19 protein-coding genes are annotated in these 22,614 nt (G+C 72.5%); 10 read left to right on the top strand and 9 right to left on the bottom strand.

Features of this window, described 5'->3' with window-relative positions; translation table 11 throughout:
- Positions 1-11 precede the first annotated feature (11 nt).
- On the bottom strand, positions 12-3,521 hold the full coding sequence (gene mfd, locus HHX33_RS18100) for a transcription-repair coupling factor (protein WP_182875625.1): 3,510 nt from the start codon (positions 3,519-3,521) through the stop codon (positions 12-14).
- Between the two features lie 229 nt (positions 3,522-3,750).
- On the opposite strand from mfd, the gene HHX33_RS18095 reads away from it, so the two are divergent.
- Complete coding sequence (locus tag HHX33_RS18095; protein ID WP_182875624.1) at positions 3,751-4,482, top strand: methyltransferase domain-containing protein; 732 nt, start codon at positions 3,751-3,753, stop codon at positions 4,480-4,482.
- A gap of 69 nt (positions 4,483-4,551) precedes the next feature.
- On the opposite strand, the gene HHX33_RS18090 is transcribed toward HHX33_RS18095, so the two are convergent.
- Positions 4,552-5,646 (bottom strand): hypothetical protein, encoded by a 1,095-nt coding sequence (locus HHX33_RS18090; RefSeq protein WP_182875623.1) that lies wholly within the window; start codon positions 5,644-5,646, stop codon positions 4,552-4,554.
- A gap of 327 nt (positions 5,647-5,973) precedes the next feature.
- Here HHX33_RS18090 and cysC point away from each other — a divergent pair, with 327 nt between their 5' ends.
- Entirely contained in the window at positions 5,974-7,197 is a 1,224-nt protein-coding gene (cysC, locus tag HHX33_RS18085) for an adenylyl-sulfate kinase (RefSeq protein WP_396785088.1), read from the top strand.
- Between the two features lie 12 nt (positions 7,198-7,209).
- On the opposite strand, the gene HHX33_RS18080 is transcribed toward cysC, so the two are convergent.
- The 4 genes from HHX33_RS18080 to HHX33_RS18065 all read right to left on the bottom strand — a co-directional run bounded on the left by HHX33_RS18080 (position 7,210) and on the right by HHX33_RS18065 (position 11,756).
- Positions 7,210-8,250: a hypothetical protein gene (locus HHX33_RS18080; RefSeq protein WP_310741429.1), complete on the bottom strand. Its 1,041-nt coding sequence runs from the start codon at positions 8,248-8,250 to the stop codon at positions 7,210-7,212.
- 4 nt (positions 8,251-8,254) lie between these two features.
- Positions 8,255-9,595, bottom strand: coding sequence for an MFS transporter (locus HHX33_RS18075; RefSeq protein ID WP_310741428.1), 1,341 nt, complete (start codon positions 9,593-9,595; stop codon positions 8,255-8,257).
- Between the two features lie 4 nt (positions 9,596-9,599).
- Entirely contained in the window at positions 9,600-10,460 is an 861-nt protein-coding gene (locus HHX33_RS18070) for an alkaline phosphatase family protein (protein WP_182875621.1), read from the bottom strand.
- A 168-nt stretch (positions 10,461-10,628) separates the two neighbouring features.
- Positions 10,629-11,756, bottom strand: coding sequence for a glycoside hydrolase family 26 protein (locus HHX33_RS18065; RefSeq protein WP_182875620.1), 1,128 nt, complete (start codon positions 11,754-11,756; stop codon positions 10,629-10,631).
- A gap of 295 nt (positions 11,757-12,051) precedes the next feature.
- Between HHX33_RS18065 and HHX33_RS18060 the strand changes: the two genes are divergently transcribed.
- The 8 genes from HHX33_RS18060 to HHX33_RS18025 all read left to right on the top strand — a co-directional run bounded on the left by HHX33_RS18060 (position 12,052) and on the right by HHX33_RS18025 (position 21,024).
- On the top strand, positions 12,052-13,389 hold the full coding sequence (locus HHX33_RS18060) for a Wzz/FepE/Etk N-terminal domain-containing protein (protein ID WP_182875619.1): 1,338 nt from the start codon (positions 12,052-12,054) through the stop codon (positions 13,387-13,389).
- A complete protein-coding gene (locus HHX33_RS18055; protein WP_259402579.1) occupies positions 13,386-14,939 on the top strand; it encodes a hypothetical protein in 1,554 nt (517 codons plus the stop codon). Before HHX33_RS18060 ends, HHX33_RS18055 begins: the two co-directional genes overlap by 4 nt.
- On the top strand, positions 14,936-16,156 hold the full coding sequence (locus HHX33_RS18050; protein WP_182875618.1) for a hypothetical protein: 1,221 nt from the start codon (positions 14,936-14,938) through the stop codon (positions 16,154-16,156). Before HHX33_RS18055 ends, HHX33_RS18050 begins: the two co-directional genes overlap by 4 nt.
- Positions 16,157-16,223: 67 nt before the next feature.
- The gene (locus HHX33_RS18045; RefSeq protein WP_182875617.1) at positions 16,224-17,081 is read left to right on the top strand and encodes a sulfotransferase domain-containing protein; all 858 of its coding nucleotides are present in this window, start codon (positions 16,224-16,226) and stop codon (positions 17,079-17,081) included.
- Positions 17,069-18,589: a lipopolysaccharide biosynthesis protein gene (locus HHX33_RS18040; protein ID WP_182875616.1), complete on the top strand. Its 1,521-nt coding sequence runs from the start codon at positions 17,069-17,071 to the stop codon at positions 18,587-18,589. The genes HHX33_RS18045 and HHX33_RS18040 overlap by 13 nt, the downstream gene beginning before the upstream one ends.
- Positions 18,586-19,500: a sulfotransferase gene (locus tag HHX33_RS18035; protein ID WP_310741427.1), complete on the top strand. Its 915-nt coding sequence runs from the start codon at positions 18,586-18,588 to the stop codon at positions 19,498-19,500. Before HHX33_RS18040 ends, HHX33_RS18035 begins: the two co-directional genes overlap by 4 nt.
- A 232-nt stretch (positions 19,501-19,732) precedes the next feature.
- Entirely contained in the window at positions 19,733-20,200 is a 468-nt protein-coding gene (locus tag HHX33_RS18030) for a hypothetical protein (RefSeq protein WP_182875615.1), read from the top strand.
- Positions 20,201-20,220: 20 nt separating this feature from the next.
- Positions 20,221-21,024, top strand: coding sequence for a hypothetical protein (locus HHX33_RS18025; protein WP_182875614.1), 804 nt, complete (start codon positions 20,221-20,223; stop codon positions 21,022-21,024).
- Here the strand turns inward: HHX33_RS18025 and HHX33_RS18020 are convergent.
- The 3 genes from HHX33_RS18020 to HHX33_RS18010 all read right to left on the bottom strand — a co-directional run bounded on the left by HHX33_RS18020 (position 21,014) and on the right by HHX33_RS18010 (position 22,605).
- Positions 21,014-21,379 carry a hypothetical protein gene (locus tag HHX33_RS18020; RefSeq protein ID WP_182875613.1) on the bottom strand — a complete coding sequence of 122 codons (366 nt, stop codon included), beginning with the start codon at positions 21,377-21,379 and terminating at the stop codon, positions 21,014-21,016. The two genes, HHX33_RS18025 and HHX33_RS18020, sit on opposite strands and share 11 nt — an antisense overlap.
- 108 nt (positions 21,380-21,487) lie before the next feature.
- A complete protein-coding gene (locus HHX33_RS18015; RefSeq protein WP_182875612.1) occupies positions 21,488-22,048 on the bottom strand; it encodes a flavoprotein in 561 nt (186 codons plus the stop codon).
- Positions 22,049-22,104: 56 nt separating this feature from the next.
- The gene (locus HHX33_RS18010; protein ID WP_182875611.1) at positions 22,105-22,605 is read right to left on the bottom strand and encodes a MarR family winged helix-turn-helix transcriptional regulator; all 501 of its coding nucleotides are present in this window, start codon (positions 22,603-22,605) and stop codon (positions 22,105-22,107) included.
- Positions 22,606-22,614 lie beyond the last annotated feature (9 nt).

Below are 22,614 nucleotides of genomic sequence, written 5' to 3'. Positions count from 1 at the left end.
GATTTCGCGGGTCACTGTACCCGCATCGGCTCCAGGAACAGGGCCTCGACCAGGTCCCCGCACCATTTCAGCAGGTCCAGGTCGCGCAGCGGTTGCCCGCCGATCGGCTTGGTCTTGGGCACCGGCACGAGCAGGGTCCCGGTGGCCTGCTTCCACAGGGACCGGGGATAGAGCCGCTGCAGCCGCACCTGCTGGGAGTCCCTCAGCTCCACCGGGGCGAACCTGATCTGCTGACCCTGCAGCGTCACGTCCGTCAGCCCGGCCCGGCGCGCGTTGATCCGGAAGCGCGCCACCTCCAGCAGGTTGTCCACCTCCTGCGGCGGCCTGCCGTACCGGTCGGTGAGCTCGTCGCGGACCGCCGCGATGTCGTCCTCCGAGCCGATGGCCGCGATCCGCTTGTACGCCTCCAGCCGCAGCCGCTCGGAGGTGACGTAGTCGTGCGGCACGTGGGCGTTGATCGGCAGCTCGACCTTGACGTCCGGCCGCTCCTCCGTCTGCGTGCCCCCCGTGAGCTTGGCCTTCTGCTCCTGGACGGCCTCGGCCATCATCCGGACATAAAGGTCGAAGCCAACGCCGGCGATGTGCCCGGACTGCTCCGCGCCGAGGATGTTGCCGGCGCCGCGGATCTCCAGGTCCTTCATCGCGACGTACATGCCGGCGCCCATCTCGGTGTGCTGGGCGATCGTGGCGAGCCGCTCGTGCGCGGTCTCGGTCAGCGGCGACTCGGGCGGGTAGAGGAAGTAGGCGTACCCCCGCTCGCGGCCCCGGCCCACCCGGCCGCGCAGCTGGTGGAGCTGCGACAGGCCGTAGTTGTCGGCCCGGTCCACGATGAGCGTGTTGGCGTTGGGCACGTCCAGGCCCGATTCCACGATCGTGGTGCACACGAGCACGTCGAAGTTGCGCTCCCAGAAGTCCACCATGATCTTTTCGAGCTGGGTCTCGTTCATCTGCCCGTGCGCGACCGCGATGCGCGCCTCCGGCACCAGCTCGTGCAGCCGCGCGGCCACCTTGTCGATCGTGCGGACCCGGTTGTGGACGAAGAACACCTGGCCGTCGCGCATCAGCTCGCGCCGGATCGCCGCGCCGATCTGCTTCTCGTCGTACGGCCCGACGAAGGTGAGGATCGGGTGCCGCTCCTCCGGCGGAGTGAGGATCGTCGACATCTCGCGGATGCCGGTGAGGCCCATCTCCAGCGTCCGCGGGATCGGCGTGGCCGACATGGCGAGCACGTCCACCTGCGTGCGCATGTGCTTCATGGCCTCTTTGTGCTCGACGCCGAACCGCTGCTCCTCGTCCACGATGATCAGGCCGAGGTCCTTGAACCTGACCTCCGGCGACAGCAGCCGGTGGGTGCCGATCACGACGTCCACCCCGCCCGTACGGAGGCCGTCGAGCGTCTCCCGCACGTCGGCGTCGGTCTGGAACCGGGAGACCGGCTTCACCGTGACGGGGAAGCTGGCGAACCGTTCGCCGAACGTCGACAGGTGCTGCTGCACCAGAAGCGTCGTCGGCACGAGCACGGCGACCTGCTTGCCGTCCTGCACCGCCTTGAAGGCCGCCCGCACCGCGATCTCGGTCTTGCCGTAGCCCACGTCGCCGCAGATCAGGCGGTCCATCGGGACCGCCCGCTCCATGTCGCGCTTGACCTCGTCGATCGCTTCGAGCTGGTCGTTCGTCTCGGCGTACGGGAAGGCGTCCTCCATCTCCCGCTGCCACGGACTGTCGGGGCCGAAGGGGTGGCCCGGGGAGGCCATCCGGGCCGAGTAGAGCCGGATCAGCTCGCCCGCGATCTCCCTGACCGCCTTCTTGGCCCGGGTCTTGGCCTTGGCCCAGTCGGCGCCGCCCATCCGGTTGAGGGTCGGGGCCTCGCCGCCGACGTAACGGGTGACCTCGTCGAGCTGGTCGGTCGGCACGTACAGCCGGTCGCCCCTGGCGTACTCGATCACGAGGTACTCCCGGGTCGCGCCCTGGATCGTGCGCTGCACCATCTCGATGTAGCGGCCCACGCCGTGCTGCTCGTGCACCACGTGGTCGCCGACCTTGAGCTGGAGCGGGTCGACCATGTTGCGGCGGCGCGACGGCAGCCGCCGCATGTCCTTGGTCGAGGCCTTCTGCCCGACCAGGTCGAGATGGGTCAGCACGGCGACGCCGGGCGCGATGAACCCGTGGTCGATCCGCCCGGTGGTGACCTGCACGACGTCGGCGGGCAGCGGGCCGTCGAGGGACGGCACCAGCCGCGCCGCCACGTCCACGCCCCGGAGCAGCTCGACCATCCGCTCGGCCGGGCCGTGTCCCTCGCTCAGCAGCACCACGGCCCGGCCCGCGCCGAGCCAGCCCTTGATGTCGGCGAGCGCGCGCTGCGTGTCACCCCGGTACGCCTCGACGTCCTGGGCCTCCAGCTCGACGCCCTCCCCGAAGGGGGCGATGCTCCACCACGGCTGGCCGAGCTCACGGGCGTGGTCGCGCACCTCCTCCAGCGTCCGGAACGAGGCCGCCTCCAGGTCGATCGGGGCCTCGCCGCCGGCCGCCGCGGCGATCCACGACGCCTCCATGAACTCCTGGCTCGTACGGACCAGCTCGACGGCCCGGCCGCGGATGCGCTCGGGGTCGCAGACGAACACGGCCGCCCGCACCGGCAGATGGTCGAGCAGCAGGTCCATCGACCCGGCGAGCACGGGCGCGAACGCCTCCATGCCCTCGACCGGCACGCCCTCAGCGAGCTGGTCCAGCACGTCCTTCAGCGCCGGGTGCTCCTCCCCCAGCTCGCGGGCCCGCCGCCGGACGTCGTCGGTCAGCAGCAGCTCACGGCAGGGCGCGGCGAACAGGCCGTCGCGCGCGACCTCCAGGGAGCGCTGGTCGGCCACCTTGAACCAGCGGATCTCCTCGATCGTGTCGCCCCAGAACTCCAGCCGGAGCGGGTGCTCCTCGGTCGGCGGGAACACGTCGAGCAGGCCGCCGCGCACGGCCACCTCGCCGCGCTTCTCGACCATGTCCACCCGGTGGTAGCCGTTCTGCACCAGCCGGACCACCACGTCGTCCAGGTCGGCGTCGTCGCCCGCGTGCAGCCGTACGGGCGCGAGGTCGCCGAGGCCGGACACGATCGGCTGCAGCAGCGAGCGGACCGGGGCCACCACGACGCGCAGCGGCCCGGCGGCCGGGTCGCCCTCGATCGGGTGCGCCAGCCGCCGCAGGACGGCCAGGCGCTGGCCGACCGTGTCGCTGCGGGGCGACAGGCGCTCGTGCGGCAGCGTCTCCCAGGCGGGGAAGACGGCCACCGTGCTCTCGTCGATCAGGCTCGTGAGCGCCGCCGCGAGGTCCTCCGCCTCACGCTCGGTCGCCGTGATGGCGAGCACGGGCCGTACGCGGGACAGCGCGGCCACGGCGAATGGCCGCAGCGCGGGCGGCGCCACCAGGTCGGCGCCCAACTGGGCGCGCGGATCGGCGGGCTGCCCGGCGGCGTCGAGCGCGGCGGCCAGCCTTGGTTCGGCGGAAACGAGGTCGAGCAGTCCGGAAAGAGACATCGATGCCTTCAAAAGCCCCGTGACAAAGACAGCCGGCGTGCGGACACGGGCCCGATCCACGAGACGATCCCGACCGGGCCGCGGCTACCAAGGCTACCCCGGTTTATCCGGCTCGCTCCGTCCGGCCGCTCGGGGCGCCCGGGGTTCGCGGTCCGCGGAGCCCTCGCCTCCCGCGACCGACGACGGCAAATGCGCAACGATGAGTCGTCAGGTCATTACTCTCGGTGTCATGACAGAGGTTCGGGTGTCGTCCGCCGACCAGGACGACGTGTTCAGTCAGCGGATCCGCGAACAGTGGACCGACCAGCTCGGGCGGCGGCTCGACATCCTCATCGCCGGGTGCGGACGGGGCGGCGTGCTCGACGTCGGACGGTACGAGCCCAGGATGACGGGGGTGGACGAGGACCTCCCGGCCCTGCGGGCGCGCACCGCCGCCCGCGACGACCTGGAGGCGTCCTACCTGGGTGACCTGCGCCTGGTGCCGATCCCGCCGCGCTCCTTCGACGTCGTCTACGTGTCGTTCCTGCTCGAGCGCATCCGCCACGCCGAGCTCGTCCTCGACCGGCTCGTCGCCGGGCTGCGCCCCGGCGGGCTGCTGCTGCTCAAGATGCGCGACCGCAGGTCGGCGTACGGCTTCTGCGACCGGACGATCCCCGGCTGGTTCCGGCGGACGGTGTGGCGGGCGTTCGCCCCGGCCGGGTCCGTGGGACCGCTGCCGGCGGTCTACGAGCCGCTGGCCTCGCGCGAGGGCGTCCAGGCGTACTGCCTGATGCGCGGGCTCATGATCGCGGAGGACTACTCGGCGGTGAGCGGTTCGGCCCGGCGGGGTCCGCACCCCACCCTGGTCGCCCTGGTCTGCCGGGCCGTGGCCGCGCTCTCGCGGGGCGGGCTCAACGGCACCGAAGACGAGATCACCATGGTGATCCGGCGGCCCCAGAACCACTTCGCCCGCCTCATCTGACCCGCACCCGTCGCGGGATCGACAACACAAGGACCGGACGTCGCCGCCGATGTCCGGCCCTCGTGAGGATCATGTGTCGGTGTTCTCGTCCAGACGCTTCACCAGTCCCGGCAGTTCGGGCAGCTCACGCGGGTCGCTGGTCCAGACGAGGATGCCGTCGACGCTGTACCGCTTCTCGCCCCGGATGACGTAGTCGGGCCGGTCGCCGAGCGCGTCGCCGGGCTTGACGGCCAGGAAGAAGTCGTAGGCCGCGAGCAGGATGTCGGCGAGCAGTCCCCGGCCCGCGAGCGAGTGCAGCCCCTTGAGGTAGGGGTGCTTCGGCGACTCGCCCCGGACGAACAGTCCGCCTCCGATCCGTCCGCCCATCATGGAGTCGGCCACCGCGATCTCGGTCTGCGCGCCGACCGGGGAATTCTCGATCCACATCCGCCTCCAGTGGGGGGTTCCCGCGGACGACACGGCCACCAGGTCCAGTTCGCGGAATTCCTCCGAGAAGGGGCCCTTGACCATGTCGAGGCAGATGATCGCGCCCAAGGTGGCGGACCGGCCACCCGACGAGTCCTTGACGGTCCGCGCGATCGGACCTGTGCCCGGCTGCACCTCGTACCGATTGGAGTCCCAGCCGTCGATGCCACTCTCGTTGTGCTTGGAGAAGTAGACACGGGTCTGCTCGTGCGATTCCAGCACGGCCCCCACGTTCATCCCCTTTTTCTTGCCGCTGGGGAGCGTCTCACCGGTGTCGACGGCGATTCCGCCCGCCGCCACGACGAATCCGGGAGACAGCTTGGAGAGCTGCGCGTGGATTTCGTCGAAGACAGCCCGGGCGGTTTCCTCGCTGTGCGGGTTCGCGGCCGAGTGGACGAGCTGACTGTTGGTCGTGCCATCGCCCGGCCCCTGTTCGATCACCCCGTTGAGGGCGAATTCCGGGAAGAGGATGACTCGCAGGTCGTCGTCGGGCTTGTCGAGTGCGCCGATCTGCCGCATGACCGAGAAGTAGTGACTCACCGCCGACTGGCCGGCGTCGAGGGAATAGATCGCCTTGGGGTAGGGGCCGAGCCGGACGGTGGATATCGTCTTGTAGGTGCGCCTGAAGTTCCGGTAGACGGTGACCGGATTCTTGACCAGGGCCAGCTGCATCGTCGCCCGCAGCATCCCGGCAGACATGAACGTGCGTCCTTTGTTCGCCACAGTCACTCCTTTTCCGCTCCGCCCGACAGACATTAGACCGAATACCGCCCCACCAAAAGAGCCTCTTTCACAACAGGGCCACTATGTGTAGATTTATCCACAATAATCTGATTTGCACATAGGATTGTGTTATGCGAAAAAGGTCGGCGTGAAGGAAATGCGCCGCGGAATCGATCGCGAGGCGCGGGGAAGACGTGCGGGGAACGGGCGGGGAACGGGCGGGGCAACGGGCACGGGCGGTCCGCCGTACTCCGGGGTAAAGTTTCCTGACCATCCGACGACCCACCGACCCACGAAGCGGAAATCATGATCGAGTGGACGCCCGACGCGCGTGAGCTGGCCGACCTTGAGCTGCTGCTGTCCGGGGCGTACGCGCCGCTGACCGGCTTCCTCACCGCGGCGGAGGTGGAGAGCGTGGCCGGGCGCGGGCGGCTGCCCGGCGGCGCTCCCTGGCCCGACCCGGTCACCATCGCGCTGCCCGACGAGATCGGGCCCGGCGACCGGGTGACGCTGAAGGACCCCGAGGGCGCGGCAGTCGCGGTGCTGACCGTCACCGAGCGCGACGGGCACCACGCGGCCGGGCCGGTCGAGGCGCTCGACGCCCCCGTCTACGGCCCGTTCTCGCGGCTGCGCCGTACGCCGGAGGAGGTGCGCAAGGACCTGCCGGACGGCGGCGAGGTCCTCGCGGTGACCATGCGCGGGCCGCTCGACTCGGCCGCGCTCGACGACGTCGCGGCGACCGCGGAGGAACTGGACGCGGCCGTGCTCCTGATGCCCCTGGTCTTCGGCGAGGCGGGCCCCGCGGTGGTGCGGGCCGCGCTCAAGGCGGCCGAGCGGCTGCCCGGGGCGATGGTGGTCGCGGTGCCGCTCGCGCCGCGCGAGGACGCCGAGATCGACCTCGAACTCCGTGAGCACGTGGCCCGCAACTACGGCGCCACCGAGCACTACGCCGGCCCCGCGCCGGTCACGATCCCCGGGCCGCCGCACCGGCGGGGCCTCGTCGTGTTCTTCACCGGGCTGTCCGGCTCGGGCAAGTCGACGATCGCGCGGGGGCTGCGCGACGCGCTGCTGGAGCGGGGCGGCCGCACCGTCACCTACCTGGACGGCGACGTCGTGCGCCGCCTGCTGTCGGCCGGGCTGACGTTCTCGCGGGAGGACCGCGACCTGAACATCCGCCGGATCGGATTCGTCGCCGCCGAGGTCGCCCGGCACGGCGGCCTGGCGATCTGCGCGCCCATCGCGCCGTACGCCGCGACCCGGGACGAGGTGCGGGCGATGGTCGCGGAGGTCGGCGGCGACTTCCTGCTGATCCACGTGGCCACGCCGCTGGAGGAGTGCGAGCGGCGCGACCGCAAGGGCCTGTACGCCAAGGCGCGGGCCGGGCTGATCCCGGAGTTCACCGGCGTCTCCGACCCGTACGAGGAGCCGGAGGACGCCGACCTCGTCCTCGACACCACCGGCATGACGGTCGAACGCGCGGTCGGGTCCGTCCTGAACCTCGTCACCTCGGGCGGCTGGATCCGTTAGCCGCGACGGCGCTCACTCGACGACGACGGGCGCGAGCGCCGCGGTGAGCAGGCGGCGCGGGGCGCCCGAGCCGTCCGCCGGCGCCGTCCAGACATCGGCGCCGAAGTCCCCCGGCAGGGCGTAGCCGAGCGTGCGGGCGTCGATCCACACCGCCTGGTCGTCGACGCTGCGCCGCTCGGCGACCGGGGTCTCCCGCATCGTCCGGAGGTCGAGGACGTACAGCCGCCACGGCGCGTCCTCGGGCAGGCCGGGCACCCGCTTCTTGAACGCGACGCGGGTGCCGTCCGGGGAGAGCGACGGGCACTCCACGTTCCGCCGGACCGTGGTCAGGGTGCGGGCGGCGACGTCGCCGCGGGCCAGCCACGTCCGGCCCCCGGTCGCGAGGGTGACCCAGAAGTGGCCGTCGTCGGCGAAGGTCACCCCCCACAGGTTGACGTCGGCCGCGTGATAGGGCCGGCCGTCCTTGACGACGCGGTAGGTCTCCAGGTTGTCCTGCAGGGACCAGGTGCGCGTGTCCAGGATCGAGGTGCGGGTGGAGAAGTTCGTCCCCGCGTACGAGTCGCCGCTCACGAACACGGTCCACGCCGCCATGCGGCCGGACGGCGAGACCCTCGTGCGGGTGGGGATGCCGGCGAGGGGGAACGCGCGCCGCTCCCGCAGGCGCGCGTCGAGCACCACGGCCCGGTAGGTGTCGCCCAGCGAGCCGTGCACGGCCTGGAGACAGGCGCCGGTGCCGGACGAGGCGTGGAAGCGCAGGCACCGCACCCCCGCCGAGACGCGCGGGGCCCCCGGGTCGTCCGCGGGCACGGAGACCACCTCGTCGCGGTGCGGACCCCACGCCATCGTCCGGAAGAGCATCCTGCGCTCGTGTCCCGCCGCGAGCGTGACCGCTCCCGGTCCGGCGGCGGGCTCCCCCGCCCGCGGCAGGCTCCGGCTCTCCGCCCGGGCGGCGGCGTGCACCACCGCCCAGACGGACAGGCCCCCGAGGAGCAGGACCGCGGTCAGCAGGACCGTCAGACGGCGCGGGACGGGCACGGGGTTCCTTTCCGTCACATGCTCAGGCTGTCCGCTGCGCGGAGGGGCGCGCCGGCGAGCGCAAGGCGGCGATCGCGGCGGGGGTGGAGATCGCCAGCCCCGCCGCCGCGACGGCCAGCGCCGGGCCGTCGCCCCAGGCCGTCCAGGCGGCGCCGAAGGCGATCGAGCAGGCGAACCGGGCGAGGGCCTGGCCGGTGCCCACCAGGGCCAGCCCTCTCGCCCGCATCGCCTCCGGCACGAGGCCGGTCACCGCGGCCGCCAGCACGCCGTCGGTCGCCGCGTAGAAGGCGCCGTGCAGGACGAGCACCGCCATCACCGGCAGCGGCCCGCCGGGGGCCGCCAGCACGAGCCCGTACGCGCCGAGCAGCGCCAGGTGCCCGAGCAGGAACAACCGCCGCCGCCCGATCCGGTCGGCGACCACGCCGGCGGGCACGGCCAGCAGCAGGAAGGCGGCCGCGGTCCCGAGCGGCAGCAGGGGGAACCACTGCGCGGGCACCTCGAACCTGCGCTGCAGCAGCAGGTAGACGAAGGAGTCGCTCACCGTGGTCAGCCCCAGCAGCACCGCGCACGCCGCAAGCCGCCGTACGCCGGGCATCCGCAGGAGCGCGGTCACCCGGAGCGGACCGGAGGACGCCGCGCTCCCGTGAGCGTCGGTGCCGGCGGCGCTCGTAGTGCGGGCGGCACGCGTGGTGTGGGCGGCGGTGTCGGCGGCATTGATGTTCGCCTCGGCACGGGCGGGACGGCCGGGGACGAAGAGCACCAGCACCACCACGCCCAGCGCGGCGACGCAGGAACTGACCGTGAACACGGCGTCGTAGCCCTCCGCCGCCACTCCGAGCACCAGGAACGCCAGGACGGGCCCGCAGAGGGCTCCGGTGGTGTCCATCGCCCGGTGCACGCCGAACGCGCGCCCCCGGCGCTCAGGCGGGGTGGCCAGGGAGATGAGGGCGTCCCGGGGCGCGGTGCGCAGGCCCTTGCCCGTACGGTCGAGGGCCAGCACCGCGCCGATCACCGGCAGGGTGTGGGCGACCAGCAGCAGCGGCTTGCACAGCGCCGACAGTCCGTAGCCGGCCACGGCGACCGCCTTGTGCCGCCCGCCCCCGCCGTCGGCGAGGTGGCCTCCGGCCAGCCTCACCAGGGCGCCGACCCCGTTGTAGACGCCGTCCAGCACGCCGAAGCCGAGCGGGGACAGCCCCAGGCCCGAAACGAGGTAGAGCGGCAGCACGGCGGTGACCATCTCCGCCGACACGTCCGTGATCAGGCTCACCGCGCCCAGGGCCAGCACGGTTCCCGGAACCGCGGCCCACCGCCGTCCCCGGTGCTCGACGGCGGCGGGCGCGCCGCGACTGTCCGCGAGGTACACGCGGTCAGTTCCAGACGCCGGAGACGGCCGACGCCGACGCCGCGTTGCCCGCGTGGGCGGTGCCGTACATGTCCTCGATGGTGCGCAGCAGGTTGTAGTGGTTGTAGGTGGTCCCGGAGGACGATCCCGCCCGCACCGGCTGCCCGTACAGCACGGTGGCGATGCGGTTGCCGCTCAGCCGGTTGTCCTCGTCGAAGGTGACCACGAGCAGGCTGTTGTGGGTCTTGGCCCAGGTCGCGTACGCGCCGAGTTTGTTCTTCAGCCAGGTGTCACCGGTGGACACCGAGCAGTCGTGCATGTCGCTGCACAGGTTGGGGACGACGAACGACACCGTCGGCAGCTTGGTGAAGTCGGTGGGGAACTGGGCGAACGTGTACGCGGTGGACGTCGGCACGTTGGAGAACCCGAACCAGGGGTTGTGCTTGCGCGCGTAGTTTCCGCTGCTGCACGTGGTCGAGCCCTGGCTGGGCAGCGTCTCGTTGTAACTGGCCCAGCTCCTGCCCGCCGCGATCAGTTCCGACGCCAGGTTGGGCTTGGAGCTGAAGCCGGGGGTGTAGCAGGAGTCGTCGGTGATGCCCTGCGTCGACCCGGAGAACATGGCGAAGTAGTTGGGCTGGCTGGGGTGGGTCTCGGCGTAGAACGCGGTCAGGTTGGCCCCGCCGCTCTTCAGCGAGTTGATGTACGGCGCGCTGGAGCTGCCGATGATCTGGGAGTAGGCGTGGTTCTCGAAGACCACGACCACCGTGTGGTCGGGCGTCGGCAACGTGGCCGCGTGGGCGCTGAGGCCCCCGGCGGCCCACAGGCCCAGGGAGGCGGCGGACAGCGTGAGGGCGGCGGCGAGAGCGGTGATCCGGCGGGACGGCATGGCTGTCCTCCACAGGGGGGGTGTCTGCGACCAGCTCAGGCTAGGAACGCGTCGTGACGCGGACCGCACGCCCGACGTGAAGATCGGCCGAACGGTGGGTGAAGACCCTTGTCGTCCGACTCCGGCGCCTCGCGGGGGAGCGCCGCCGCGGGCGGTGGAGCGGGCGGGTCAGGAGGCCGGCACCGGCGTGGAGGTGAAGCGGCGGTCCCGGCCGAGCTGGGCGAACGCCCGGGTGGCGCCGGGCGTGGTGTCGAACCGGGTGTCCCCCCGGGGCGCCAGCGGCGAGTCGAAGTAGACCAGCGCCTTGATCTGGGGATAGTTCCCGATCTGGCGGGCGACGGAGTCGAAGAAGTCGCGCTTGAAGTGCGGCGCGTCCGGCCGCTCGAACGCGCCCCACTCGGCGACCATGATCGGCTTCGCCGGGAACCTGGCCTGCATCCACCGGTAGAACCCCGGCCAGCCCGGCACGTCGGGACGGGTCTTGTCGACCAGTGCGGCGAAGTCGCCCACCCGGCCGTCGGCGTAGGGGTCGAACGCCACCCAGTCGACCACGTCGTCACCCGGGTAGAGCCGGCCGAACCACGGCCTCGCCGCCCAGTTGGGCGCGCCCATGTAGGTCATCACGGTCACCGCGTTGCGCACGCCCCGCTCCCGCAGACGGGTCACGACGTGGCGGAACATGGCGGTGTAGTCGGCCGCCGAGTATCCCCCGCCCTCGCGTACGTCGTTCTCCGGCTCGTGGTGGATCGTGAGGAAGAACCGGCCGGGGAAGGTGCGCCTGACGTGGTCGGCGAGCCGGTCGATCCGCCCGTCCACGTCGCCGCGGGCGACCTCCGCCCAGGTGTGGTCGAGCGCGGGCTTCCAGTTGACCAGCAGCAGCCGGGGTCCCTTCGCCACCTCCCGCTCCTCGGCGGTCGGGAAGAGCTCGCCGCCCCGGTGATAGACGTGCACGATGTCGGCCCTGCGGCCCATCCGCCTCTCGGCGAGCTCGATCGCCCGGACCGGGCCGCGCCCGGAGAAGACGTCGGGCGCTATCCCCCACCACGCCCCGCACGTCGGGATCAGCTTGTCCGTGACCGCGCAGGCGGCCTGCGTCCGCGCGGCGCCGTTCCCCGGCTTGCCCGGCCCCACGATGCCGCCCAAGCCGGCGTTGTCCCCGGGCCCGCGGCTGTCTCCCGGAGCCGTGTGGTCTCCCGGTCCCACGCCCCCTGTGGTGGTGCCGCCCGTCGCGGTGCCCCCGCAGGCGGTCAGGCACGCCCCCGCCACCAGTACGGCCATGCCGGCGATCCGTCTCATCGCGCCCCCTGTCCCCGCAATGGATGGGTGAACACCATCCCACCGATTCCCCGGATTCCGAGGCCGTTTTCTCGATCTCACGTGTACCGAAATAGCGGGTTTTAAGTAGCTAATTGGCGGTCATTGTCCTGAGGAAATTCAGCAATAGCCGGGGGCGAAAGCCCGCCGCCGCCTATAGTTCGAAATCGGGTCACGCCGGAGGGCCGCCGGGACCGCGGACGCGCCCGTCTCCGACGGCGTGCCGCCGCTGTGCCGCGACCGCGGCGGGGTGACGAACGAGCGCACGGAGAGGTCCATGAGCCTGCCGCCGCACAGCCGGGACATCGGGGAGTACGGTTCGGTGCTCCGGCGCAGGCGGCTGGTCGTGACCGCCTGCCTGCTGGCCGGAGTGGGCGGCGGGGCCGCGGCGCTGGCGGCGACCCCCGCGCGGTACACGGCGGTCGCCCAGGTGCAGGTGCTGCCGACCGGCGTACAGGAACAACTCAACACACCGAGCACCCGGCAACGCGAACCACTCAATCTCGACACCGAATCACAGGTCGCCCGATCGGCGGTCGTATCCGCCCTTGCCGCCAGAACTCTGAAATATCAGGATCCGGAGGAATTACGGGAACACGTCATGGTGGACGTGCCACCCAATTCCGCCGTTCTCTCCATTTCCTACACGGCGTACGATGCCGGGGCCGCGGCGGCGGGCGCCCAGGCGTACGCGGAGGCGTACCTGCGCAATCGCGCCCGTTCCGCCGAGGACGCGCTCGCCGCCCAGCTCAAGCTCATCTCGGCGCGGCTGCGCCAGGTGGAGGACGACCTGGACGAGGCCGCCGGAGCCACTCAGGCTGCCGCGCAGACCGGGCAGACCGCGCGTACGGCCGGGCAGGCTGATCCCACGGCCCGGCTGGGAGCGGCCCGGCGCCAGGCCGTGCTGGCCCGCCAGGTGTCGGATCTCACCCTGCGCTACGACGCGCTCAGGACGGTCGCGGTCACGCCGGGCACGGTGATCAGCCCGGCCCGGCCGCCCGCGCGGCCCGGCAGTCCCAGCCCTCCGCTCTATCTGGGCAGCGGCCTGTTCCTCGGGATACTCGCGGGGGCGGGCGCCGCCTTCGCCCGCGACCACACGGACCGGCGACTGCGCACCTGTGCGGACGTCGAGCGGATGTGCGGCCTGCCCCTGCTCGCCGAACTGCCGGTCAGACCTGATCCGGAGATCCTCGGCGAGATGGCCGCCACCGTCGCCACGTCTCTCGGCGGCGGACCGCACCGGCTGCTCGTCGAGGGCGTCGGGACCGACACCGGACCTCGGCGGAGCGGGGACGGCGGCAGGGCCAGGCGGGCGGGGGCCGACAGCGGGGCCAGGCGGGCCGGGGCGGACGGCGCCGCCAGGCAGCTCGCCAGGGGACTCGGCGCCGCGCTCGCCCACCTCGTGCCGGTGACGGTCGTGACCGGCCGCGCCGCCCACCCGGACGCCGCCCTGCTGCTCGTCGGCCTCAGGCGCACGACCTCCACCGAGGTCACCCGGGCCGTACGGCAGCTCGGGCGGCAGGGAGCGCGGGTCCTCGGCGTGGTCACCGTGCCTCAGGGATTCACCCCGCCCGTTCCCGAGCCCGTCACCGAGCCCACGAGGTGGAGCGCTTGACGTCACCGACGCCACACGCCGCCTTCTCCGGCCGCATCGATCCTCCGCCGTACGCCGCGTCTCCCGACCCCGCGCCGTACGGCTTGGGCGGGAGCGGGCGGCTGCCCGCGGCCCGGCCCGCGCACGCGAAGCGCCGGGAGTCCGCGGACGCCCCGCCACCCGCACCGGAACGTGAACCGGCGCGTGGCAGGCACCGCGTGCCGATGAGCGGACCGGCGACAGGACCGGCGACAGGACCCGGGCGGGCGTCCGCGGCGGCGTGGCCGATCGGGGCGCTCCTGCTGGGCTACCCGCTCTGGTGGGCGCTCGGCCTGGGAGCCCTGTCGGTGGTGGTGCTGGCCGTGCCGATGGCGGTGGTGCTGTGGCGCAGGCGGCCGACAAGGGTGCCGAAGGGGTTCGGCCTGTGGGCGCTGCTGCTCGTGGGCTACCTCGTCAGCGCGCTCACGCTCGCCGAGACCCCGGACGGCACCTACGGCGAGCTCGGCACCGGCCGGGTCATCGGCTACCTGATGCGGCTCGCGGTCTACGTCGCCCTTCTGATCATGGTGCTCTACCTGGGCAACCTGAGCGTGGCGGAGCTGCCGCAGCGCACGCTGGTGAGGTGGCTCGGCGCGCTGTTCCTGACTGCCGTCGCGGGCGGCCTGCTCGGCGTCCTCGTCCCGCGCTTCGAGTTCACCTCGCCACTGGAGATGGCGCTGCCGTCGTGGCTCGGCGGCAACCCGTTCGTCGCCAACCTGATCCATCCGACGGCGGCCCAGGTGCAGCACGTGCTCGGGCACGCCTCGCCGCGCCCGGAGGCGCCGTTCGAGTGGGCCAACGCCTGGGGCAGCGACGTCTCGGTGCTGGTGATCTGGTTCGTGGTGGGCTGGTGGACCTACGGCGGGCCGTACCGGCGGGCGGCGGCCGTGCTGCTGCTCGCCGTCGCGGCGGTCCCGGTCGTCTACTCGCTGAACCGGGGCCTGTGGATCGGGCTCGGCGTCTCGGCGGCGTACCTGGCCGTCCGGGGTGGGCGTCCTCTCCTCGCGGGCCTGGTCGCGGCCGTCGCCGGGGTCGCGTTCCTGCTGTCGCCGCTGAGCGGGATCGTCGCCCAGCGCCTGGACAATCCACAGAGCAACGGCATCCGGGCCTTCACGATCGCGACCACGGTCCGGGTCGCGACCTCGTCTCCGGTCATCGGCTACGGCAACACCCGCACCGCTTACGGCAGTCACCGCACGGCCACGACGGGCCGCAGCGCGTGGTGCCCCGACTGCGGCCATCCCCCGCTCGGGAGCGACGGGCACCTGTGGCTGCTGCTGATCAGCCAGGGCTTCACGGGGGCGCTGCTGTACGTCGCCTTCTTCGCCGGAGCGGTGCGGCGCTACTGGGCCGACCGGTCGCCCATCGGCAAGGCGGGGACGCTCGTGATGATCCTCGTGCTGCTCTACATGGTCGTCTACGACGGGCTGGTGAGCGCCCTGACCCTCTACCTGATCTCCTTCGCCCTCCTCTGGCGCAACGGAGCCACGACGGCCACCGGTGCGTTCCCCGGCGATCGGCGGCGGCCATGAGGGACGCGACCATCCGGCTCCGCTACCTCGACGAGGTGATGGAAGCGCTGTTCCCGCCCGCCGGGGAGGACTTCCCGCCCGCCGGGGAACGCGACCGCATCCTGTCCGGCGAGGGACGCGCCCGTTCTTCGGCCGGTGAGGCACGCGACCACTTCCCCCCTTCCCCGGCGGGACGCGGCCGCTACCTGGCCGGTGGGAGATCGGACGGCTCCTGGCCCGCCGGGGTGGCAGCGCGCACCGTGCTGCCGCACCGCCTCGTCCCCCGGCGGGTCGTCCCCCGCGCCTGGTGGCACGCGGCGCTGGGCCGCGGCCTGCGGACCGGCGGGGCGTCCGGCACGATCGAGACACACCTGAGCGAGGTCCTCGGCCGCCGCGTGCGCGTCGTCGTCCACGTCAGGCCCGCCCGCCGGGCCAACCGCAAGCCGGTCCTGGAGGCGTACGACGCCTCCGGGCTCGTGGCGTTCGTGAAGATCGGCGACTCCGAGCGAGCGCGCGAACTGGTGCGGCACGAGGGCGAGGTGTTGCGCGGGCTCGCCGACCGGCCGCTCAAGGTCGTCGTGCCGCCCACGGTGCTGCATCAGGGTGTGTGGCGAGGTCTGGAGGTGCTGGCGCTGTCACCCCTGCCCGTCCCCTCCCGCCCCGTCGCCTTCCACTCCGTCTTCTACCGCCCCGTCACCTCATGCGGGGTACCCGCCGGCCTGCTCGCCTCGGCCGTCCAGGAGATCGCCGCCCTCGGCCGCGTCACCCGGCAGGCCACAGGCGGCTCCACACCCATGCGTCACGACGTCCCGCCCGCTGACCTGCACAGCGACCTGCTCGGTGACCTGCACGCCGGCCCGTGCGCGGGCCGCGGCCGGACGGCGGCGTGGCACGGGGACTTCACTCCGTGGAACACGGCGGCGGGCGCGGACGGACGGCTGCTCGTGTGGGACTGGGAGCGGTTCGCCGTCGGCGTGCCCGTGGGCTTCGACGCGCTGCACCACTTCTTCCACCGGGCGCTGCGCCGGATGTCTCCCCCGGTCGCCGCCCGCGCCTGCCTGGCCCAGGCGGGCCGGATCCTGGAGCCGTTCGGCCCCGACGCCACCGCGGCGCGTCGTACGGCGGCCCACTACCTGATCACCCTCGCCGAGCGGCACCGCCGCGACGGCCACGAGCCGCTCGGGTCCCCCGCCCTCTGGCTCAACCCCGTCATCGACCACCTGGAGTGCCTCCTGTGAAACCTGTCGGACGCGCCCGAGCGCGCGGGAAAGCCTCCTCCGTCCCGGGACGACGGAAGGGGCGACCATGACGTCCGTACTGAAGCGCTCGGCCCACGCCGTCTCGTTCGCCGCCGGACGGCTCACCACGGAGGCGCGGGTGCTCCCCTCGTTCCTCATCGCCGGGGCGCAGCGGTGCGGCACGACCTCGCTCTACCGCGCGCTGTCACGCCACCCGCTCGTCATGAAGCCGGTGCTGCGCAAGGGCGTCCACTACTTCGACATGGCCTACGACCGGGGCCTGCCCTGGTATCGCGCCCACTTCCCGCTGGTGACCACGGCCAGGGCGCTGGGCCGCAGGCACGGCGGCCGCGTTCAGGCCTTTGAATCCACCCCCTACTACCTCTTCCATCCCCTCGCGGGCGCCCGGATCGCCGCCGACCTGCCCGGCGTGAAGCTGATCGTCCTGGTCCGGGACCCGGTCGAGCGGGCCTGCTCCGCCCACGCCCACGAGCTGGCGCGGGGCTATGAGACCGAGCCGAGCTTCGAGCGCGCCGTCGAGCTCGAACCGCTCCGCCTCGCAGGGGAGGTCGAACGGCTGCGCGACGTGCCCGGCTACGTGAGCGCCGCCCACCGCCACCACGCCTATCTCGCCCGTGGCCGGTACGCCGAGCAACTGGCCCGGCTGGAGCCCCTCCTGGGCCGCGACCGGATCCTCGTGCTCGACAGCGGGCGGATGTTCGACGATCCGGCCTCCGCGTACGACCGGGTGCTGGAGTTCCTGGACCTGCCCCGGATCGGCGGCGTGGAGTTCGCGCGGCACAACGCCCGCCCGCGTACGGGCGTCGTGCCCGAGTCGGTGCGCCGCCGCCTGCATGAGCACTTCGAGCCCTGGGACGCCCTGCTCGTCCGCTGGCTGGGAGCCGACCCGTCATGGCGACGCTGACCGGGGAGGCGAACCGCTGGCTGTTCCGCCTGGGCCGGCTCCGCCGAAAGCTGTTCCGGCATGGGCTCGCGCGGCACGGCGCCGCCGGTCTGGCCGCCGCCGCGACGGCCGCGATCGGGCAGTTCGCGATCGTGCTGGTGGTGACGCGGACGCTCGAACCACGCGCCGCCGGCGCGTTCTTCACGGCCACCACGGCGTGCCTGATGCTCGCGGGCGTCGTACGCCTCGACACCGGCAACGGCCTCGTCCACGCCCTCGCCGGGAGCCGTACGAGAACGACGCGGAACGCCGGGTCGCCGGGACCGGAGCGGAGAGTCCTGGCAGGCGCACCGCGTCAACGGACACCACCTCCAGCGGCGTCGCCGGGTTCGGCGCGGGGGGTGTCGGCAGGCGCACCGCATCGTCGGATACCTTCGGCAGCGTCGGCGGGGATGGTACGGGGGGTCCTGGCCCCGGTGGCGGCGCTGGCGTGCGTGGCCGCGGCCGGGGTCTGGCTGGCAGCCGGTCCGCTGGCCGGGCTGACCGGCGTGTCCCCCGGCGTCTGGACGGTGCTGGCCGCCGCCCTGCCGTTCGTGGTCCTGTCGGACGTGCTGGTGTGCGCCACCCGCGGTCTCGGCACGATGCGGCCGACCCTGCTGATCTCCGGGGCCGTCCAGCCGCTCGGCCAGCTCGCTCTCGTCACCGCGGCCGTACTCGCCGGGGCTCCACCAGCGGCGCTGGCGGCGGCCTGGGCGCTGCCCTCCGTGGCCTGCGCGGTGCTCGCCGCCGCCCGGTTGCGTGGGCTCGCGCCGTACGACGTGGAAGACGTGCGCGCCTTCTGGCGGCACACCGCGCCCCGGTCGGTGGCGGCGGCGGTGCAGTCGGTGTTCCAGCGGCTCGACGTGGTGGTCGTCGCGCTGCTCGCCGGGCCGGCCGCCGCCGCCGTCTACACCGCCGCGACCCGCTTCAAGGTGGTGGGACAGCTCGCCGGGCAGGGGCTCGCCCAGGCCGCGCAGGCCCGCCTGGTCAGGGCCCTGGCGGAGGGCGACCTCGGCACCGCCGGGAGGGTGTACCGGACCACGACGAGGTGGCTGGTCGGGCTGACGTGGCCGCTCTGGCTGGGGTACGCGGCGCTCGCGCCGTGGGCGCTGTCGCTGTTCGGGCCTGCGTACGCGGGAGGTGTCGCGATCGCGCTCGTCCTGTCGGCCACGATGATGGTCGCCACGGCCTGCGGGATGGTCGACGTCGTGCTCGTGGCGGCCGGGCGTACGACGGCCAGCCTGGCGAACGTGTCCGCCGCAGTGGCTGTGACGATCGTCCTCGACGTGCTGCTGGTCCCCGCGCACGGCGCGCTGGGAGCCGCGCTCGGATGGTCGGGCGGGGTGCTGGTGAAGAACCTGCTGCCCGCCGTACAGGTCCACCGCCGCTACGGCCTGCGCCCCTTCGGGGTGGGCCGCCTCACCGACAGGCCCCTCGCGGCCGGTTGCCTGGTGGGGAACACGCGCGGCGCCGGGAGGGCGGCGTCGTGACAACACCGGCTGGGCCTCCTGTGCTGGTCACCGGCCTGCCGCGCAGCGGCACGAGCTGGATGGGCCGGATGCTCACGGCGAGCGGCCGCCTGGTCTACGTCAACGAGCCGCTCAACCCGCAGCGCCCGCCCGGCCGCTCCCCCGGCGTGCTCGACGCGTCCGTCACGCACCGGTTCCAGTACATCTGCCCCGACGACGAGACGCCCTGGCTGCGGGCGTTCTCCCGTACGGTCGCGCTGCGCTACAACTGGCGGGCGGAACTGCGCCGCAACCACCGGCCCGGCGACCTCGCCAGAATGGCCAAATACGGCACCGCCTTCACCCTCGGCCGGTTGGTCGCGCGGCGGGCGCTGCTCGACGACCCGTTCGCGCTGCTGTCCGCCGAGTGGTTCGCCCGCCGCCTCGGCTGCCGGGTGGTCGTCGTGGTCCGCGACCCCGTGTCGTTCGCCGGAAGCTGGCAACGGCTCGGCTGGTCGGTGGACGTCCGCGAACTGCTGAGCCAGCCGCTCCTGGTCCGCGACCATCCGTACGTCGCCGAGCTGGAGTCCGTCGTCGGCGGTCAGGACGTGATCACGGGGGCGGCCATGCTGTGGCGGGTCGCCCACCAGTTCGTTCGCACAGTGGCCGGCCGTACCACCGGCATCAGGGTCGTGCGCTACGAGGACCTGTGCGCGGCGCCGCTCGACGGCTTCCGCGACCTGTACGCCTGGTGCGGCCTGCCCTGGACCGATCGCGCCGCTCGCCGCATCGCGGCCGCCTGCACGTCCCGCCGGGCTCCGGCCCCGTCCGCGTTCACCTGGACCGGCCTGTCCCGCACGGCCTACCGCCCGATGGACTCCCGCCAGGCCCTCACCCCGCCTTCCCTCCCCGTCGAGGACGCCGTCCGCGTACGGGCCCTGACCGACGTGTGATGCCCGGCGTGTTCCAGAGACGCGGCCTCTGCCGGTGCGGCCCGCGATGAGCCGATGCCACCAGTCGTCCTCCTCGGAGAGGGACGATGACCGCGCATCCGACACGATCCTGTATCCACCGCGACGTCTCCTCGCTTTGTACTGTCTGCAGACAGGCCGACCCGCGTGTGGTGGGCCGCTCCTCCCACTGGTCCCGCTACCTGCCTGATCCGCTCACCGTGAGGACCACCTCATGACCGAAGAAGCGGTACCCCCCGTTGTCGAACCCGTCGCGTCCGCCACGGCGCCCGCCACTGTGGCCGACCCTGTGGCCGACCCTGTGGAGGACGAGAGGCCCTACCTCGCGGAGGTGTTCGGCCTGGCGAAGAAGCTGGACGGCGCCTGGCCGCTCTTCGCCCGGAGCCTGGATCCCGCCACCGACCCCGCACGCCTGCGCGGCCGCTACCGGTCGGCGGCGGTGTCCACCGCCCGCTGGTCGATCCGACGGAGAAACGTCGATGGGTATGTGTCTCTGCTCGCCCTGCTACTGATGTTCGCCGTGGCCTGCACCGTCCTGGTGACGATCTTCTCCGTCGACTCCTGGCAGGAGCTCAGATCGGCCGTCGGCGGCTCGTGGTCTTCTTCGGGATCGTCGCCTGGTCCGAGAACCGCCGGCATCGCCTGCTCTTCCGCTTCCTCATCAACCCGCTGGTCAACGTAGTGGGATTTGGCTGCTTTCCGGTGGCCCTGTACGGCCGCTACGCGAGCGGCCCAGCATCGGCCGTCGACCTGGCGGGCCGGTGGTGGATGCCGATCGTCCAGAGCATCGGCGTCCTCTGCGTGGGCCTGGTCCTCGCGTGGGCTCCGGTTCAGGGGGCGATGCGGCTGTGGGACCGCGAGTCCCCCACCTTTCCCGCCGAGGCCCTCTTCGAGCACCTGACGACCATCCTCGCCCGCACCGAACCCGACCGTCGTGGTCAGCTCCCGCCCAAAGCTCGTCAGGAGATCCTCACCCTGCTGGCCAAGGTCGCCGTCCTCCTGCGGGCAGGGATCCCGGCCGCCGCCCGCGGTGGAACCTCTCTGACCAGGGCCGTCGTCCGTGCCCGTGCGATCGAGGCTTCGAAAGCGGTCGTCGACCTCCAACTCTGGATCGCGCTGCCGTCCCCGACCAGCCACGACGACTTCCGCACCCGCATCGCCGAACTGACCCGCACCATCCTCACAGCCGAGTACGACCGGCTCCCCATCCGCGAAACCACCCCCGAGGCCACGCGTCGCACCTGGCACGTCCGTGCCGTGGAGACCACCCGAACCCTGATAATCGCCCTGGTCCCCCTCGCCGTTCTTCTCGTCGTCCACCGGCTGGGCCTCACGCTCCCGTCTCCTTTCGACGACGGCGCCTTGATCGCCGCCCTCGCCTGGGCCGTCGTCCTCCTCCTGGGTCTCCTCGATCCGAACTTCCCCACTCATCTGGCCGCCGTCCGCGATCTGACCTCCCTCAACCCGTTCACGGAGAAGAACCCGGGCAGACGGCTCAGCCCGTGACCGGTGGTGGTGCTGGTGCCTCCTGCGAGCGGGTGCGTCTGTCGAGGTCCTGGACCCACTTGACCGCGACCGCGGCGACCTGGATCAGCTCATCGCGCAGGCGGTCGGCGTCGTCCTCGGCGAACGCTTCGAGCACCTCCTCGTGCAGGATGTGCCGCCAGGTCAGCCGGCCTTCGGCCGCGGCGTCGGTCACGGCGCGCTTGGCGAGTTCGGCCTCGGGTCCGTACCCGGGACCGGTGCCGTCGGCGTGGTCCTGTACTCCCCACATCGCATCCTGGGCGGCCCGTTCGGCTGCCACGTCGCTCAGCACTCGGTTCAGCGACCCAGGCAGGCCGTAGTCGCCGGGTTGTGTCATGGTTCCGGTGTCCTTCCTTGGACGGCGCGTTGGAGGTCGAGCCCGCCCGAACGACTGCCCGACGGGCACGGGTGACAGCGTCGAGCAGCGGATCGAGGGCTGCAGGTGTCAGCCGGACGAAGAGCCGAACGTGCCGCGCATGGCGTGCAAAGCGTTCTGCAGCTCGTCCCAGGGGAAGGAACCCGCTCCGGGTACGCCTGAATCGGGCGCGGGGAGCCGGTCCCAGTCGAGAATCACCCGCACGCCCCATTCCTTGAGCCGGGCCACGCTGACGGGGAAGGCGGGGTGCCTCGCGAGCGCGTGGTTGGGCCACGGCACGGCGACGATCGGCAGGCCGAGGCCGATGGCCTCGTTGAGCAAGCCCAGTGCCAGGGTGTCGCTGATGCCCTGGGCCCACTTGTTGGTCGTGTTGAAGGTCGCCGGGACGACCGCCATGGCGTCGGCCGGAGGCAGCACGTCCGGTTCCTCGGGCCGTTTGTAGTCGTACCGGACGGGATAGCCCGTGAGCGCGCTGAGCCGCTCGGCGTCGACGAACTTCATGCCTGACGGCGTCGCGATCACACAGACCGTCCAGCCGTCCGCCTGAAGGCGCTCGACGAAGGCGGGGAGGTCACCCGCCGGCCGGCCCCCACACGCGATCACATACAGAACCGGCTTGCCTTCTGCCATATCCCGCCGTTCTCCGTCTCGTTTCGTCAAGGACTGCTGGGTGGGATCTCGGCTCGCTAGCCGAGTGTCGTGTCGCCGAGGGATGCGAGGAGGGTGCGCAGGGCGTCGGCCAGGTGGTCGCGGTCACGGGGGCCGAGAGCCGCGAGCAGGCGCTCCTCGTTCGCGACATGCGGCGCCAGCATCTCGTCCACGAGTGCGACCCCGCGGTCGGTGAGCCGCACCCGGACCGACCTGCGATCCTCCTTGTCCGGCAGGCGGTCGACCAGTCCCCTGGCCACCATCCGGTCGATCCGGTTGGTGATCGCGCCGGAGGTCACCATCGCCGCCTTGACCAGGGCACCCGCCGCCAGCTCGTACGGCGGGCCCGAGCGGCGCAGCGTCGCGAGCACGTCGAACTCCCAGTGCTCCAACCCGTACGAGGCGAAGAACTCCTTGAGTTCCCGGTCGAGCAGCTTGGCCAGCCGCGAGACCCGGCCGACCACGCCCATCGGCCAGGGGTCCACGTCCGGCCGCTCCCGCCGCCACTGATCCAGCAACAGGTCCACCGCATCGCCCACAGACACCCC

It is taken from the genome of Microbispora sp. H10670, assembly GCF_014161385.1.
Lineage (GTDB): Bacteria > Actinomycetota > Actinomycetes > Streptosporangiales > Streptosporangiaceae > Microbispora > Microbispora triticiradicis.
Note: the sequence above shows the minus strand (reverse complement) of the source record. Positions and strands in the feature narration are given on the sequence as shown.